Origin of the sequence: Clostridioides sp. ES-S-0108-01, assembly GCF_020662285.1 — a bacterium.
GTDB lineage: Bacteria > Bacillota > Clostridia > Peptostreptococcales > Peptostreptococcaceae > Clostridioides.
Genome location: NZ_JADGMN010000006.1, coordinates 99,598 through 116,404 on the forward strand (window position 1 = coordinate 99,598; position 16,807 = coordinate 116,404).

The window sequence follows — 16,807 nt, forward strand, 5'->3', positions numbered from 1 at the left end:
GCTATCTTCACTGTTACATACCCCATCATTTTTATTATATTAAATTATTTATATATACAAATCAAAAAAGCTTGAGTATAAACTCAAGCCATATGACGGATTTATACTCATCTTTCAGCATAACTGCTGCAGGATTTAGCACCAACGTATAATAAAATATACTGGTTGCTGGGCTTCATAGGGCCAGTCCCTCTGCCTCTCTTGATAAGATTGCTAATTTAAATTTATGTTTAATAGTATAATACAGTTTCTTCCAAATTGTCACTATTTTTTTAACTTATTTTCATAAAAGGATATAAACTATTATCTAACTGCTCTTTTAGTGGGTTTACCTTTTTTTGTAACATTATTATTTTTAGTCTTTGCTTTTGCCTGTTCATGTCCTGGGAAAAGTATCTTAGGCTCATCAATGTTTCTCTTATAAATAGTAAATTTAAAACCAATAGCCTGCACAAATTCTGCTCTTAAAGCTTCACATACTGCATTGGCAGTTTCCTTAGCATCAAGACCTGCATTTTCTAATATAGTAACTTTTACTAACTCTCTAGTTCTTAACATACCATCTAATTGCTCTAAGAAACTTTCTGTGACACCTTCTTTACCGATTTGTGTAGTAGGCTTTAAAGTATTTGCCAAAGACCTTAAATACGCCCTTTGTTTTCCTTTTAACATATTCTCACCTCTATAATTCTATACTTAAATTATCTGTAATCTATACTTAAATTAATTGTAAAACTCAAATTCTAATTCGTAAATTTTAACCACATCTCCATCTTCTATTCCCATTTCTCTAAGCCTATCAAAAACACCTTGACTTTCCATAGCTTTTTGGAAATATTGAAGTGATTCCATATCATCAAAATTTACAGAATACATTATTCTTCTAAGTGCTTTACCTGTAACTACATACACACCATCTTCAATATCTATACTTAGCTCTTCTTCAGTACCAATATCAAGTTCTGGTCTGTACATTTCTTCTTCTGAAACTAATTCCACATCTTCTACTTCTTTTAGCATTTTAGAAACATAGGCTATTACATCGTCTATACCTTGACGAGTTACTGCTGACATTTTAAATACTGTATATCCTCTGCCTTCTAATTCACTCTTAAACTTCTCAAACTTAGTTTCATCTTCTAATATATCAAATTTATTTGCAACTACAACTTGTGGCCTCTTTGAAAGCTTTTCATTGTACAATTTAAGCTCATCATTTATCTTGTCAAAATCTTCAATAGGGTCTCTTCCCTCTAAGCCAGATATATCTACAATATGTATCAATACCTTTGTCCTCTCAACATGTCTTAAGAACTCATGACCCAATCCTACACCTTCAGAAGCACCTTCTATAATTCCAGGTATATCTGCAAGTACAAAACTATCTCCAAACTTAGTTTGAACAACACCTAGATTTGGTGTAAGTGTTGTAAAGTGATAGTTTGCAATTTTAGGTTTAGCTTTAGTCACAACTGATAAAAATGTTGATTTACCTACATTTGGGAACCCTAAAAGACCTACATCTGCTATCATTTTAAGTTCAAGAGTTATCCATCTTTCTTCTCCATCTGTACCAGATTTTGCAAAAGCTGGAGCTTGTCTTACAGCATTTGCAAAGTGTTGATTACCTTTACCACCTATACCACCTTTTGCAACTATAGCTGTATCTCCTTCTTTCTTCAAATCTGCTAGTACAAGACCTGTTGCCTCATCTCTTATTACTGTACCTGCTGGTACTTTTAATATTAAATTTTCTCCATTTTTACCAGCTCTTTTACCTTTGCTTCCGTCACCACCATGTTGAGCTTGATATTTTTTCTGATACTTAAAGTCCATTAGAGTTCTAAGACCTAAATCAACTTCAAATACAATGCTTGCTCCACGACCGCCATCTCCGCCATCTGGTCCACCAGCTGGAACATATTTTTCTCTTCTAAATGCTACCGAACCATTTCCACCATTTCCAGCCTTAACAAATATTCTTGCCTTATCTATAAACAAATTCTTCACCTACTTAATTAAAAACTTTTAATTAGCATTACCAAAAATACTATTATAAATTCATCAGTATTACAAGAAAAAGGAGTGCCTCAACACTCCTTTTATGTATATTACTCAGCTATTGCTACTGGATATATACTAACTTTTTTTCTCTTCTTGTCTTTTCTTTCGAATTTAACAGTACCATCAACTAATGCAAATAAAGTATCATCACTACCTTTTCCAACATTAGTTCCTGGATGTATTTTAGTTCCTCTTTGTCTAACTATTATACTTCCAGCAGTTACTAATTGACCATCGAATCTCTTAACACCTAATCTCTTAGATATAGAATCTCTACCATTTTTAGAAGAACCTACCCCTTTTTTAGATGCTAATAATTGTAAATTCATGTTTAACATATGGAGTCACCCCCTACTTTTTTAAAATTTTTATATTTTTTGGGTATTCCCGTTTAATTTCTTCAACCGCTAATTGAAAATGATTTAGTAATAATTGTGCGTCTTTTATATGTGTATCTTTAACTATACACTCTATATGACCTTCTTCTCCTACTACTTTTTCAAATCCAATCTTTTGTAATTTGTCTAAAGAATTTATAACTGCAATAGCATTAGATGTAACTGCAGCACATACTATATCATAGCCTATTTCAGCAAAATCAGCATGTCCCTTTAAACAAAAACCTTGTAACAAGAAATCATCATTATAATAATATTTAACCTTTATCATAACTTAACCAATAATTAAGCGTTTATTTTTTCTACAACTATCTTAGTGTATGATTGACGATGTCCTTGTTTTCTTCTGTAATCTTTTTTTGCTTTATACTTGAAAACTATAACTTTCTTAGCCTTACCTTGTTCAACAACTTTAGCTTGAACAGATGCTCCTTCTACTACTGGAGAACCTAATTTTAATTCTCCATCTTTAGAGCAAGCTAATACTTCGTTTAAAGTAACAACATCACCTGCGTTAGCTTCTAATTTTTCAACGAATAATACATCACCTTCAGAAACTTTATATTGCTTTCCACCAGTTTTTACTATAGCGTACATTAAATACACCTCCTCGGTCTCAAACTCGCCAGTACAAGGTACTTCATTTGAAGATTTAAACCTTTACTGTGCGGCATTACAATTATTAATTATAAAATATTTACATTTTATTGTCAACTATTTTATCAAAAATAACATTGGTTTTATTGTGCTTTAATGTACTATTTGCGTTTAAAGAAATCTTTATATTATATTTTTCACCAATTTTATCAATTATATCCATATAATATTCTTTTATTTGTTTAAAAATAAAATCATTAAACTCTACTATTATGTTTTTGTAAACAGTATGTTCACTTATTCTCATAATTTCTTTTTCAATACTATCTAGTACATGATGTACAGACTTTGTTGTTTGTTCACCATCACAACATGGACAATCCATTAAATAATACTTATCAATAGATTCTTTTTCTCTACGCCTAGCAACTTCTACTAAACCAAGTTTCGTCATACCTAATACTTCAACTTTTCTTTTATCTTTATTAAATTCTTCTTTTAGGATGTGTAAAACCTCATTTTGATGCTTCTTTTTATGCATGTCAATAAAATCAATTATTATTATTCCAGCTATATCTCTAATTCTAAGTTGCCTTACAATTTCTTTTGCAGCTTCAAGATTCGTTTTATAAACAGTTTCATCAAGTTTACCAGTTCCAACAAACTTACCTGTATTAACATCTATAACTGTAAGAGCTTCTGTCTTTTCGATTATTAAGTAACCTCCACTCTTCAACCATACCTTTTTATTTAATAATTTTTCTATTTGAGATTCTATTCTATATAAATCAAATACATCTCTATTTTCTTCAAGACATAGTTTATCAACATAAGTCTTATCTATATATCTTAAAATAGACTTAAGTTCAAAGTACTTATCATAACTATTAGTAATTATAGATTCAACATCATCATTTACATTATCTTTTACATATTTGGTTGCAAAATCTAAAGATTTATATAATAATTTTGGTCCCATGCCAAGTTTATATTCTTTTAAAATATTTTCATACTTTGATTTCAACTCTTCTATATCTTTCTTTATTTCATCATGGGTACAACCTTGAGCCTCAGTTCTTATTATTAATCCTAAATTTTCTTTGTTTACTGCCTTAGTAATTTTTTTTAATCTAAATCGTTCTTTTTCATCAGTAATTTTATTTGATATTGTAGTTCTATCATTGGAAGGTATATAGACAATATACCTTCCAGAAATACTAATCTCAGTATTTAATTTTGCACCTTTAGTTCCTATTTCTTCTTTATTTACCTGAACTAAAATATCCTGACCAGACTTTATAGTGCTTCCTTTTCTTAATTGTAAATAGGCAAGCTTATTAAATCCAATATCCACAAAACAAGCTTCTATTCCTGGTATAACTTTTTTTACGATTCCACGATATATATTGGATACAGTCTTCTTATTTAAATTATCTTCAACAAAAAGTTCTGTTAATCTTTCATCTTCAAGTACTGCTGTTTTCTGAGACCCTATTAAGGACTCAATAACTATCTTTTTCACAACTTCACCTCTCGAGCCTACATAGGAGTCACTAATTCCCCATCTTCTAATACATATAAATCTCTTCTCAATATATCAACATCTAATGGGTCAATATCAAGTTCAAACATCTCTAATATCTTTGGAATAAGTATATTAGTATTTAAATTAGTTTTTGAACCTGTAGCTATAGTGGCAGTAAGGGTAATATGTTCATCTTCTAAATTTAAAACATCAAAAGTCCTTATCATAGGTCTTATATCTACTTCAACCATCTTACCTTTTTTATTCTTTTTCGTTATGATTATTTCTTTATTGTTCATAAAATCGATTACTTTTCTTTTTACAAACTCTTTAGTCATAGGTCTTTTCAAATCTATATTAAACAAATACTCTCCATAATCTATCACAGAAGAAAGAGAAGGTGTTTGTCTATCAATTTCTTTTGCTTTGATAAATTCTATCCCCTCTGGAAGTTGAACTGATACTTTACTTAAAAATCCCTCTACTGATAAGTCGTCTTCTTCTATCTCAATATCTACATACTCACCTTGGCTTTCTGTACCTAAAGCCAAAGCATTACCATAACTCATCTTAGGATGAGGATTAAATCCTTGAGAATGTGATAAATTTATTTCGGCTCTTCTAAATGCCCTTTGTAATAGTCTCTGAAGGTCAAGATGTGATATATATATCATATCGCCTTCCTTTTTAAATTTTACTCTTATTATCTTACTCATATTAGCAAAGCCCCCTTCCTATATCATGTATATTTATTCCACAGCCATTGCAATTATGTCTACAATCAGAAGTGATTTTTTCTTTTTTAGCATTTTCATCTTCTCTAATTAGGAATTTTTTACTAACGCCTACATCTATATGGTCCCAAGGAAATACCTCTTCATAATTTCTAGTTCTATGTGCATAAAAATCTATAGAAAGATTATTTTTTTCCATAGCTTCCTTCCATATATCCAAATTAAAATATTCTGCCCATCCATCAAACTTTGCACCTAGTTTAAATGCATCATATATAACTTTTCCTATCCTTCTATCCCCTCTAGCTACTACAGCTTCCATCAAGCTAGTTTTTGAATCATGGTAATTGTATTTTATATTGTTGTTTCTCAATTTATTTACTAAATGTCTTTGCTTCTCAACAACTTCTTCTGTAGTGTCTTGACCATGCCATTGAAAAGGTGTAAATGGCTTTGGCACAAATGTAGAAGTACTTACTGTAACACTAAAACTTCTCTTTAGCTTTCCTCCATTTACCTTTCTATAAATATCAATAACCTTATAAGCTAATTTAGCTATTCCATCTAAATCATCATAAGTCTCAGTTGGTAAACCAATCATGAAATACAATTTGACACTATTCCATCCCATCTCAAAAGCTCTTTCTGTTGCATTTTCCAAATCTTCTTCTGTAACACCTTTATTTATAACATCTCTAAGTTTTTGAGTTCCCGCCTCTGGAGCAAAAGTAAGTCCAGACTTTCTTACTTGTTGTATTTTATCAGCAATTTCCATTGAGAAGTTATCTAATCTAAGAGATGGAAGTGAAATCCCTATATTATTAGAAGCATACTCGTCCACCAAATAATCAGTAAGCTCAGATAATTTACTATAATCACTTGTACTAAGCGATGATAATGATATTTCATCATATCCAGTATTCTTAACTAATTTATCCAATATTTCCTTAAGTCTTTTAACACTTTTTTCTCTTATTGGTCTGTATATCATACCCGCTTGACAGAATCTACATCCTCTTGTACATCCTCTGAATAATTCCAACACTATTCTATCATGAACAGTGTCTATATAAGGTACTATTAGTTTTTCTGGATAGTCTACAGTCTCAACATCTTTTATTATTCTCTTAGTAGGATTTTTAGAAATTCCATTTCTATTAGGAGTTACACTTTGAACTGTTCCATCTTCATTGTATTTTACATCATAAAAACTTGGTATGTATACTCCCTCTATACTTGATATTCTATATAAAAAATCTTCTCTAGTCGTTTTATTTTTCTTCCATTCTTTATACTCATTTACTACTTCTAAATTTACCTCTTCACCTTCACCTAATATTACTACATCTACAAAACTTGCTAAAGGTTCGGAATTATAGGCACAAGGACCACCAACCATTACAAATGGGTCTTCCAGATTTCTTTCTTCTTTTAATATTGGTATATTGGCTAAATCTAATATATTTAAGATATTAGTATATGAAAGTTCATATTGAAGTGTAAAAGTAACAAAATCGAAGTTTGTTATAGGCTCTCTTGACTCTAATGCAAACAATGGTATATTTTTTTCTCTCATTATATTTTCCATATCAACAGCAGGAGAATACACTCTCTCACAAAATACATTTTCATCCTTATTTATTACATCATATAATATATGACTACCCAAATGACTCATACCAACTTCATATAAATCTGGAAAGCAATGTGCATATCTTATCAATTCACTATTACTAGTATCTTTATGAATTGAATTTATTTCATTTCCAAGATATCTAGCAGGCTTTTCTACTTTTTTTAAGATTTTTTTCAAGTCTACTTTATTCATTTATTAAAATTCCTCCAAACAAACGCTTTATTTTTATTCTTATTTATAAGTAATATTATACACGATAAAATATTTTCTATCAAAAATATAACTAAAATATTGAATTTAAAATCTATATTATTCACAAAATAGAATATCTAAAAATATATAATGATATTTTCTATTAAATTTTTATTAAAATACAGATTTTTTACCAAATATGATATATTATAAACATAAACTATTATCTTATATGGCTTATAATGACATCTTTTGTTTCATTGACCCTAAAATGGGGTATGTTACTTGTATAATGATAAATTTTAGGAGGGTTAAAAATGAGTAAAGTTTTTGAAGTAAAAAAAGATATCTACTTTACTGGTGTAGTAGATGAAGGTTTAAAAGTATTCGACATAATAATGGAAACTGAGTATGGAACAACTTACAATTCTTATTTAATCAAGGACGAAAAAACGGTTTTATTTGACACAGTAAAGGCAAACTTTAAAGATGAATTCCTAAGCAACCTATCAGAAATTACTGATATAGCTAAAATTGACTATGTTGTAATTCATCATACAGAACCAGACCACGCTGGTAGCTTAAAATACTTATTAGATTTAAATCCTAATATAGAAGTTTTTTGCACTAAAGCTGCTAAACTATACTTAGATGGTCAAATAAATAGACCTTTTAATTGTCATGTAATAAAAGATGGTGAAGTTTTAAATATAGGTAAAAGAAATCTTAGATTTATAACTGCGCCATTCTTACATTGGGTTGATACAATGTTTACTTACATTGAAGAGGAGAAGACTCTTTTAACTTGTGATGCATTTGGTTGTCACTTTGCAAGTGTTGATGCAGATGTAGTAAACAGTGAAGATTACCTAAAATCAGCTAAACACTATTATGACTGTATAGTTAAACCATTTGCTAAGCATGTTTTAAGTGCTGTAGATAAGGTAGTAGGACTAAACATAGAATTTGATACTATATTGACTTCTCATGGTCCAATGCTTACTAAAGACCCAATGGCTGCTGTTAAAAGATATGTTGAATGGTCTACAGAGGCTATTAATAAAACTAATCAAAATCAAGTTTCTATATTCTATTTATCAGCTTATAGCAATACTTTAGAAATGGCTAAAAAGATAAAAGAAGGACTTGATAAAGAAGGTGCAAAAGCTGAATTATATGATTTAGAAGATATGACATTAACAGAAATGCACGATACATTAGTAGTATCAAAGGTAATACTATTAGGTTCTCCAACTATAAACAAAACTATGGTTAAACCTATGTGGGATTTATTCTCTGTTATAGACCCAATGGCTAACCAAGGCAAGATAGCAGGAGTATTCGGTTCATTTGGTTGGAGTGGTGAAGGTATAACTATGGCTGAAACTTTACTTAAATCTATGTCATTCAAAATGCCTGTAGAATCTCTTAAGAAAAAATTCTTCCCTAGTGAAGAGACATTAAAAGAGTGTATGGCATTTGGTGCAGAGTTTGCAAAATTAGTTAAATAGTCATTAATCTTATAAAATACTCTTATTTAAAAACAAATGAAAATGGGGCTGTATCCGAAATACAGGATAAGCCTCTTTTTCATTGTTGAAATGATGAAAATATATTTGATTTTATGCAAAAAAGAGTGCCTCATAAACTAAAAATTTCATTTTGAGACACCCCATAATTTTATATTATTTACTTTTATTAAACACGTTGACTTTTACTTTTTCTAACTTCTCTCCATGATAGTTCTCCCCTATCAAGAGCTTTTATAAATATTTCTGCAGAAGCTAGATTTGTAGCTATTGGAACATGATAAACATCACAAAGTCTTATTAAAGCTTGTATATCTGTTTCATGAGCCTGAGATGTCAATGGGTCTCTTAAAAAAATAACTAAATCTATTTCTTGCGTTACTATTAAAGAACCTATTTGTTGGTCTCCACCTAAAGGACCAGATGCCAACCTATTTATATTTAATTCAGTTTCATCCATTATTCTTTTTCCTGTAGTTCCAGTTGCATATAGTCCATATTTCTTTAAAATTGATTCATAACCTATACAAAATCCGACCATGGTATTTTTCATTTGGTCATGTGCTACTAATGCTATATTCATATACTCAATCTCCTCAATTTATGTTTACAAGTATTAAATCTAGAAATTTATTTTCTTTCTTCTCATACACACATTTAGTACTAATCCTAAATTTGCTAAAGATGTTAATAATGAACTACCTCCATAACTTACAAAAGGTAATGTTACTCCAGTTACTGGTATTAACGCAACAGTCATACCTATATTTTGGATTATCTGGTAAGCAAACATTCCCAGAACACCAACTACTATGAGGGTTCCATAAAAATCTTTTGCATCTCTTGCAATTGCTAAAAGCCTTAATAGGAATATCATAAATAAGATTATTAATACTGCCATCCCTATTACACCAAGTTCTTCACCTACAACAGCAAATATGAAATCACTATCTTGCACAGGTAAAAAATCTTCTTGATTTTGACTTCCATTGTATAGCCCCTTACCAGTTACACCACCAGAACCTATTGCAATCAGAGATTGCATAACTTGATAGTTTCCTTTTAGTGTTACATCTTCTGGATTTAGAAAAGCTTCTATTCTTATCTTCTGATGGTCTGCCATCATTAAATACAATAGTGGCATTGATACCAACAGTATGATTATCCCTCTTTTTATCAACCTTGAGCTAAGACCTGCTGTAAACAGCATTGCAAATATCATAGAGCAAAATACAATCCCTGTTCCCAAGTCTGGCTGTGCAATTAACAATCCGATAAATGGAAGCGAATAAACTACAACAGGCATGACTTCCTTTAATGTATTTAATTTATCCTTTTTGGATTCAAGTATCTTTGCATAACTGAGTATAAATGTTAATTTGACTATTTCAGATGTCTGCAAATCAAGTGGCCCTAAGTTAATCCATGACCTAGCTCCACCTTTTACTGTACCAATTCCAGGTAATAAAACGATGGTTAACAAAATAAGACTTATTATATAAAGTGCTTTGTAATACCTACCTAGAAGATTATAATCAAAAAATAGTATAACTATAATCATTCCTATACCAAGCACAAAAGCTAGTCCTTGTTTAATCAATTGAAGATATGAACCTGTTGAGTTAGCATGTGTCGCACTACTAAGTATAACAAGCCCCAAAATAAAGATAGCTAATACTGTAACTATAAGTTTCCAGTCTAACTGTTTTATCAACTTAATTGTCGACTTATAATTAATATTGATTTTTTTCAAAGAATCACCGTCTTTCTATCTTTAAACATATAATTAAATAAAAGGGGCATATACCAATAAGGATATCCCCCTTTTAAGCACTAATTACATACATCTATCTTTTATATTCTTTAGTGGTATATTAGCAACTAATGCAGATACAGGTTTGTCATCGTGCTCACCTCTGCATTTAGACATTTTTATTTCAAGGCCATCATCTTCTATTTCTGCATAATTAGCTATTACTTTTAAAATGTCTGTTTTTATCATCTCTAAAAGTTGTGGTGAACAATCTACTCTATCATGAACTAAAACTAGCTTTAATCTCTCTTTAGCAACAGACTTACTAGTTTTAGCTTCGTTAGAAAAAACTCTAAATAAATCTAACACAGATGTATCCTCCTTTGCTACTTAGCCATGCTAAACATTTTTTTAAGTCTACCAAAGAATCCATCTTCAACTTCAAGATCAAGTAGAGGAACTTCTTCATTTAGTATCCTTTTTGAGATATTCTTGTATGCTTGACCAGCAAGTGACTTAGAGTCAAGTATAGCTGGCTCACCTTTATTTGTTGATATAATTATACTTTCATCATCAGGAACAAGACCTAACAAATCTATTGCTAATATTTCTATTATATCTTGTTTGTCCATCATATCTCCACGCTTAACCATATCATTTCTAATTCTATTTATAACTAATCTTATCTCTTTTATTTCATTTGCTTCTAATAGACCTATTATTCTATCAGCATCTCTTACTGCTGATATTTCTGGATTTGTAACCACAATAGCTCTATCTGCTCCAGCTATTGCATTTTTAAAACCTTGCTCGATACCTGCTGGGCAGTCTATTATTATATACTCAAAAGATTCTTTTAGTTTCTCACACAGGTCAATCATCTGCTCAACTGAAACAGCATTTTTATCTCTAGTTTGTGCTGCTGGTAATAAATATAGATTATCAAATCTTTTGTCTTTTATTAGAGCTTGCTTAAGCCTACAAGTTCCTTCAACAACATCTACTATGTCATAAACTATTCGATTTTCAAGACCCATTACTACATCTAAGTTTCTAAGTCCAATATCTGCATCCACAACTACTGTTTTTTTATTTTCTAGGCTTAGCGCAGTTCCTAAGTTTGCTGCGGTAGTAGTTTTTCCAACCCCACCTTTACCAGATGTTATAACTATAACTTCGCTCATAATACTACCCCCTATTTTTCTTTCTATTTGTCTAACTTTGACAAATAGCTTTCGATTACAATTCTTCCATTACTTACAAAGGCTATTTCTGGGCTAATTTCTGATTCACTTTCATAATTTTCTTCATCATCTGGAGCTTCTGCAATATTATCTGCTATTTGTAATATTTTAGGATTAAGATTTCCAGCAACAACATATGCAAATTCATTACCTTCTGCACCTGCATGTACAAAACCTTCTATTTTACCCATTACAAAAACATTACCTCCTGCTACAACCTTAGCACCAGCATTTATATCTCCCATAACAACTGTATTTGATTTTGAAAGGACTTTTGAACCAGGTTTCATATCATTCAATATAACTACATCACCTTCAAATTCAATATTTTCACCAGATCTTAGGGTATTGACATATTTTGTTGGAAAATTACTATTTTCTTCAACTTTTTGATCTTCAACAAATTCCACATCAAATCTAGAAGTAATTCCTTCTTTTAATTCTAGAATCTCCATATCAGTTAAACAATCACTATTAATTTTACTAATTTTAGCCCCATTAAAAAAGCCAACATACGCTTCCAATTTGTTTATTATTTTTTCCTGTATTTCCTCAAATGGAGCTTCTCTTTTTATATTTACTATTATCCCTCTTTTATTACCCTTGAACTCTACTAGTTCTTGACTACAAATTTCTCTTAAAGACATAACAACCTCCAGAGTGATATATCATTTATATTCTTCAAATACGCTTTAAACCCTTTTATTTTTTCTATATAAAGCTAAAGTTTATACATAGATTGAGCTATCTATTAATTTGTGACTCGAAATTTATATTTTCGTCAGAAGAATTGTTAACATCATTCGTCTTGTTGTCATTTTTACTATTAGTTGGCTCTAATCCCATGTAAGTTCCAATAACTTCTCTAGTTGGTAAAAGTGAGAATACACTTGAATCACCTTGAGGAATTACACATACAACAGCTATTTCTGGGTCATCTGCTGGAGCAAAAGCAACAGTCCATGTAAAAGAACCATAATCTTGTTTAAATTTATCTATTTGGTCATCTGTTATTTTTGGATTTAATTCTTTTATAGCTTTTCTTAGATATGAAGAATTCACTTTATCAGTATCCTCCAATCTAACTTTTACTCCATCTTCTAATTCTTCCTCTAATTTCTTTCTTTCTTCGTCTTTCAAATCTTTATTTTCTAACTTCTTTTTTATTTCCTTTTCTTTAGCTAATGAAAGTTCTTTTTCTTTTTCTGCTTTCATCTTATCAGCTAGTTTAATCGCATCATTTAGATTAACATTATAAGATGACATATGACTTTTTAAATATTCATATTCATTATCTGTAGGTATTTTCCCACTTTTCTCAGCTGTACCAGTTTTTGCTGCTACATCTATCGGGAAATCAGCAAAAGCACTCTTTGCTGTACCTTGTCTTGCAACCAATTTCATACCTTTTGTCAATTCTTTTAAGTTGTCTGGCTTTTTAAAAGGTATTTTTTCTACTTTCTTCTGGTCATTGATTTTAATTGATGAATAATCACTTGAAACAGCTCTATCAACTACAGATAATTCTACTAAATTACCTCCATTTGCTATTACAGCTACATATCTTGATATTTGAGCTGGTGTATAAGCATTCTCACCTTGACCTATAGCTAAGTTGAATGTATCTGCAATACTCCATTTTGCAAAGTTGAAATAACTGAATACTGCCAAATCTGCTACATCTTCGATTCTATCTTCTTTAACATCCATTTTTTTTAGCCTATTCATTGTTTCTACTCTACCAGGAGTTTTCTTTTCTGCTGCCCAACTTACAATCTCATTGATTCTTTTTTCATACTCTTTAGGATTTTTTTCTTTAGTTATATCAACAAAATCATTTGCCATTTCTCTTTCTAAATTTGACTTTAACAGAGCTTGTGTTGATTTTAATTTATCTTCTGTGCTAGGAACTTTACCTGCTCTTTCTTCTACTTCATCTTGAAGCCCTGTATTTTGGTCAAGCCCAAACAGTTTTGCATACTCAAGTATTTTATTTGCATTCATATCTATACCAATACTTTTTCCATCTGGCCATGTTTTACCTGTACCAATCGTTGCCATATATATATTACAAGACTCTTGTATTGCTTTATATAAGTTTGTCATACCATGGTTTCCTCTACCATGGTTCCATACATAGTCACCAAAAGATTTTTTACCCAACATAATAACCCCAGGGTCATTTATAGTAAAGTTTGGATTTAAACCATTTTCCAAAGCTGCCATTGAAGTTACCATCTTAAATGAAGAACCTGGCTGGAATTCCCCTTGTGTAACCAAGTTTAAAAGTGGGCTTCCCGCTAGTAAGTCATTTGGATTCTTTGGTTGAAGTGCTTTATAATCTTCTGTAGAAATACCTTTTGCAAATTTATTTGGGTCATAATTAGGATAGCTTGATGAAGCTAGTACCTCTCCATTTTTGACATCAATAGCTATAAGAGCTGCTGATTGTGCTTTTCCTGCATATGCACTAATTGGCTTATCCCCAAATTTACTTTTAAAAGTACCTCCTTTAGAAGCAACTTCGATTATCTGTTTTAATGCATTATCTGAAACTTCTTGTAAATCTTTATCTAGTGTAAGGTATACAGTATCTCCTGATTTAGGCTTTTTAGATTCAATTTCTTTACTGATTCTACCCAATGCATCAACTTTAACCATTTTATAACCATCAGTTCCTCTTAGTCTACTTTCGTTACTCTTCTCTACTCCTGCAAGACCTACCATATCTCCATTTTCATAACCTTTCTGAAGATATGATTCTATTTGAGTGGATGGCATTTTTCCTACATATCCTAACATATGTGAAGCTAATGTCCCATTAGGATAATATCTTACTGGTTCTACTGCTATTGAAACACCAACAAGGTCCATAGCACTCTCTTCAATTTGTGCGATTGTAGTTTCCCCTACATCCTTTGCAATAGTTACTGGATTATATTGAGAATATCCTTTTGATTTTATCAAATCCCTTACAACCATTATTTTCCTTGCATCTTCATCACTTAAGCTTTTATCAATTTCTAATGCTTCACTATTTCTTACTTTTTCAAACGCTTCTTTGGCACTTAGTTTAGTTTCTTTTATCTTATAACTAGCTAACCAATCTCTCTTATCTCTTTCTGCTGTGAACATCCATTTACTAACTAAAATAGGTGGATAGTATCCATTTTCATTTAGTTTTGCCTGTAATTTTGTCGCATCCAACCTTTTATCCTCTTGAGACAATATTCCAGCTGATATAAGTTTATCTACTAAGTAATAAAAACTTTCTTTAGCATTATAATCATTTGGAATACCATTTTCTGATTTATATTCTCTAATATCTCTGTCATATGTATAATAGTACTTTCCATTTTCTACATATATAGGAAATTCATCTACATATTCTTCACCATTTTTCTCGAGCAAATTTATAAGTTTTAATGATATTTCATTTGCTCTTGAATGTTTGTTTGCATCTTTCTTATTGATATCGTTACCTGAAACTTGAACAGTAAATAAGTTTTTATTTCCTGCTAACAATCTCCCATATCTATCTTTTATTTCTCCTCTTGGAGCTTCTATTGCCAACTTTTTATATGTTTTATTCTCAGCTAACTCATTGTAATATTCATATTTAAATGTAGTCATGTAAATTATTTTTATTAAAATAGCTAAAAATATCACGCTCATGACTACTTTAATTATTTTTAGTCTATCAATTTGTTTATTTTCTTCCATGAAATCACCAACTAATCTTCTTTAAGTTTTAAAACTGCTTTTTTAGATAAGCGATATATTACTAAACCAATTAAACTATTCACTATTGGTGCTACTAGTAGACCTTTTATAAAAAGTGTTGATATGTTATAGCTTTGATAGATTATACTAGATGTACCTATATTGACAATTGAATCAATTAAACTTCCTATAAAAATTAAAACGAAAGTAATAATATAACTGCCTTTATATATCTGATCTCTCATGTACCCAATTGCATATGCAATAATAAACAAAACTAATGCGTTTACACCAAGAATTCCACCAACGGTTATGTCTTTAATAAGCCCTATTATGGCTGCTATAATCCCACCCTCTAATTCATCTAAATAAAGAGAGATTATAGTTACATATATAAGAGCTAAATTAAAGCTTATGCCAAAAATATCTATATAATTTGTTATACTATTTTCTATAGTCATAAGCACAATCCCCAATAGACAAAGTAAAACTTTTTTCATTGTTTTTATCCCCTTTATCCTATATTTCTTGGTTCTATGACTACAACGTCATTTATATTTTTAAAATCAACATAAGGTTTTACAACTACATATTTTAATGACTTATCTTTATCATCAACCACTTTTTCAACTTCACCAATTGGTATACCATCTGGGAAGAATCCAAGACCTGATGTTGTTATTATATCTCCTTGAATTACATTATATGATGAGTCAAACATATATCCTTGCAAATATCCTTTGCTATTATAACTATCTTTATTGTCTAAAGTAGTATTTTGAGTAATTGTACCTTTAGCACTTGCATCCTTTGCTAGTTTAAAACTTACAGATGCCTTAGAATCCAATAGTGAAATTGCCTTACTATAATTGTTGGAAACTTCATAAACTATACCAACTAACCCACTGCCATTCATAACTATACTGTCTTTTTTTACACCTGAATTTTTTCCTGCACCTATGACAAAACTCTCATACCAGTTTCCATCATTTTTACCAACAACACTTGTAGAAATACTTGTCGCCTTATATTCTTCTTGTACAAAGTTAAGTGTCCTTTTTAACTCTTCTAGTGATTCTGTTTTATCTAATTTCGCATTTAAAGCTATCACATCTTTTTTAAGTTTTTCATTTTCTTCTTCTAATTTTTTTACCTTTTTAGAATTATCTTTGAAATTTGCTATGTCTTTAAAACCATTTTTGATAAAAGAAAATCCATCATTTATTCCTTTACCTACACTTGTAATAACATCTGAAGCTACTCCTAAGTTTACTGGACTACCACTAGAAAACTTACCAATTGATATACCCACAATTCCAATTAAAGTGATAGCAACTACGCCCGTTGCTATCACTTTAAAATTAATCCTTTTTTTCTCATTTTTGTTCTTGTCAAATCTCAAGGCCATCACC

17 protein-coding genes and 1 riboswitch are annotated in these 16,807 nt (G+C 30.5%); of the genes, 1 reads left to right on the forward strand and 16 read right to left on the reverse strand.

What is annotated here, in order from left to right; genetic code table 11:
• Positions 1–104: 104 nt before the first annotated feature.
• A riboswitch (SAM riboswitch) is annotated at positions 105–211 on the reverse strand.
• A 92-nt stretch (positions 212–303) separates the two neighbouring features.
• The 8 genes from IR152_RS07840 to IR152_RS07875 all read right to left on the reverse strand — a co-directional run bounded on the left by IR152_RS07840 (position 304) and on the right by IR152_RS07875 (position 7,146).
• The gene (locus IR152_RS07840; protein ID WP_227451230.1) at positions 304–672 is read right to left on the reverse strand and encodes a YhbY family RNA-binding protein; all 369 of its coding nucleotides are present in this window, start codon (positions 670–672) and stop codon (positions 304–306) included.
• 51 nt (positions 673–723) lie between these two features.
• The gene (obgE, locus tag IR152_RS07845; protein WP_227451231.1) at positions 724–2,001 is read right to left on the reverse strand and encodes a GTPase ObgE; all 1,278 of its coding nucleotides are present in this window, start codon (positions 1,999–2,001) and stop codon (positions 724–726) included.
• A 110-nt stretch (positions 2,002–2,111) separates the two neighbouring features.
• Positions 2,112–2,402 carry a 50S ribosomal protein L27 gene (gene rpmA / locus IR152_RS07850; protein ID WP_003419086.1) on the reverse strand — a complete coding sequence of 97 codons (291 nt, stop codon included), beginning with the start codon at positions 2,400–2,402 and terminating at the stop codon, positions 2,112–2,114.
• Between the two features lie 13 nt (positions 2,403–2,415).
• The gene (locus tag IR152_RS07855) at positions 2,416–2,733 is read right to left on the reverse strand and encodes a ribosomal-processing cysteine protease Prp (protein ID WP_227451233.1); all 318 of its coding nucleotides are present in this window, start codon (positions 2,731–2,733) and stop codon (positions 2,416–2,418) included.
• Positions 2,734–2,747: 14 nt separating this feature from the next.
• Positions 2,748–3,059 carry a 50S ribosomal protein L21 gene (gene rplU / locus IR152_RS07860; protein ID WP_003419082.1) on the reverse strand — a complete coding sequence of 104 codons (312 nt, stop codon included), beginning with the start codon at positions 3,057–3,059 and terminating at the stop codon, positions 2,748–2,750.
• 100 nt (positions 3,060–3,159) lie between these two features.
• Positions 3,160–4,581, reverse strand: a complete 1,422-nt coding sequence (locus tag IR152_RS07865) for an Rne/Rng family ribonuclease (RefSeq protein WP_227451234.1) — start codon at positions 4,579–4,581, stop codon at positions 3,160–3,162.
• A gap of 17 nt (positions 4,582–4,598) precedes the next feature.
• Complete coding sequence (locus IR152_RS07870) at positions 4,599–5,300, reverse strand: TIGR03936 family radical SAM-associated protein (RefSeq protein ID WP_227451235.1); 702 nt, start codon at positions 5,298–5,300, stop codon at positions 4,599–4,601.
• Position 5,301: 1 nt separating this feature from the next.
• Entirely contained in the window at positions 5,302–7,146 is a 1,845-nt protein-coding gene (locus IR152_RS07875) for a TIGR03960 family B12-binding radical SAM protein (protein WP_227451236.1), read from the reverse strand.
• 317 nt (positions 7,147–7,463) lie between these two features.
• Between IR152_RS07875 and IR152_RS07880 the strand changes: the two genes are divergently transcribed.
• Positions 7,464–8,657, forward strand: a complete 1,194-nt coding sequence (locus tag IR152_RS07880) for an FprA family A-type flavoprotein (RefSeq protein WP_227451237.1) — start codon at positions 7,464–7,466, stop codon at positions 8,655–8,657.
• 187 nt (positions 8,658–8,844) lie between these two features.
• Here IR152_RS07880 and IR152_RS07885 read toward each other — a convergent pair whose 3' ends face one another.
• From IR152_RS07885 to mreC, 8 genes are all read right to left on the reverse strand, one after another.
• Entirely contained in the window at positions 8,845–9,258 is a 414-nt protein-coding gene (locus IR152_RS07885; RefSeq protein ID WP_003419061.1) for a methylglyoxal synthase, read from the reverse strand.
• Positions 9,259–9,297: 39 nt separating this feature from the next.
• A complete protein-coding gene (rodA, locus tag IR152_RS07890; protein ID WP_227451239.1) occupies positions 9,298–10,428 on the reverse strand; it encodes a rod shape-determining protein RodA in 1,131 nt (376 codons plus the stop codon).
• 84 nt (positions 10,429–10,512) lie between these two features.
• Entirely contained in the window at positions 10,513–10,797 is a 285-nt protein-coding gene (gene minE, locus IR152_RS07895; protein WP_003419058.1) for a cell division topological specificity factor MinE, read from the reverse strand.
• 17 nt (positions 10,798–10,814) lie between these two features.
• Positions 10,815–11,612: a septum site-determining protein MinD gene (minD, locus tag IR152_RS07900; RefSeq protein WP_227451240.1), complete on the reverse strand. Its 798-nt coding sequence runs from the start codon at positions 11,610–11,612 to the stop codon at positions 10,815–10,817.
• Positions 11,613–11,635: 23 nt separating this feature from the next.
• Complete coding sequence (minC, locus tag IR152_RS07905; protein WP_003419056.1) at positions 11,636–12,319, reverse strand: septum site-determining protein MinC; 684 nt, start codon at positions 12,317–12,319, stop codon at positions 11,636–11,638.
• A gap of 97 nt (positions 12,320–12,416) precedes the next feature.
• Positions 12,417–15,395, reverse strand: coding sequence for a penicillin-binding transpeptidase domain-containing protein (locus tag IR152_RS07910; protein WP_227451241.1), 2,979 nt, complete (start codon positions 15,393–15,395; stop codon positions 12,417–12,419).
• 11 nt (positions 15,396–15,406) lie between these two features.
• Positions 15,407–15,895, reverse strand: a complete 489-nt coding sequence (gene mreD, locus IR152_RS07915) for a rod shape-determining protein MreD (protein ID WP_227451242.1) — start codon at positions 15,893–15,895, stop codon at positions 15,407–15,409.
• 14 nt (positions 15,896–15,909) lie between these two features.
• Positions 15,910–16,803, reverse strand: a complete 894-nt coding sequence (mreC, locus tag IR152_RS07920; protein WP_227451243.1) for a rod shape-determining protein MreC — start codon at positions 16,801–16,803, stop codon at positions 15,910–15,912.
• Positions 16,804–16,807: the final 4 nt, after the last annotated feature.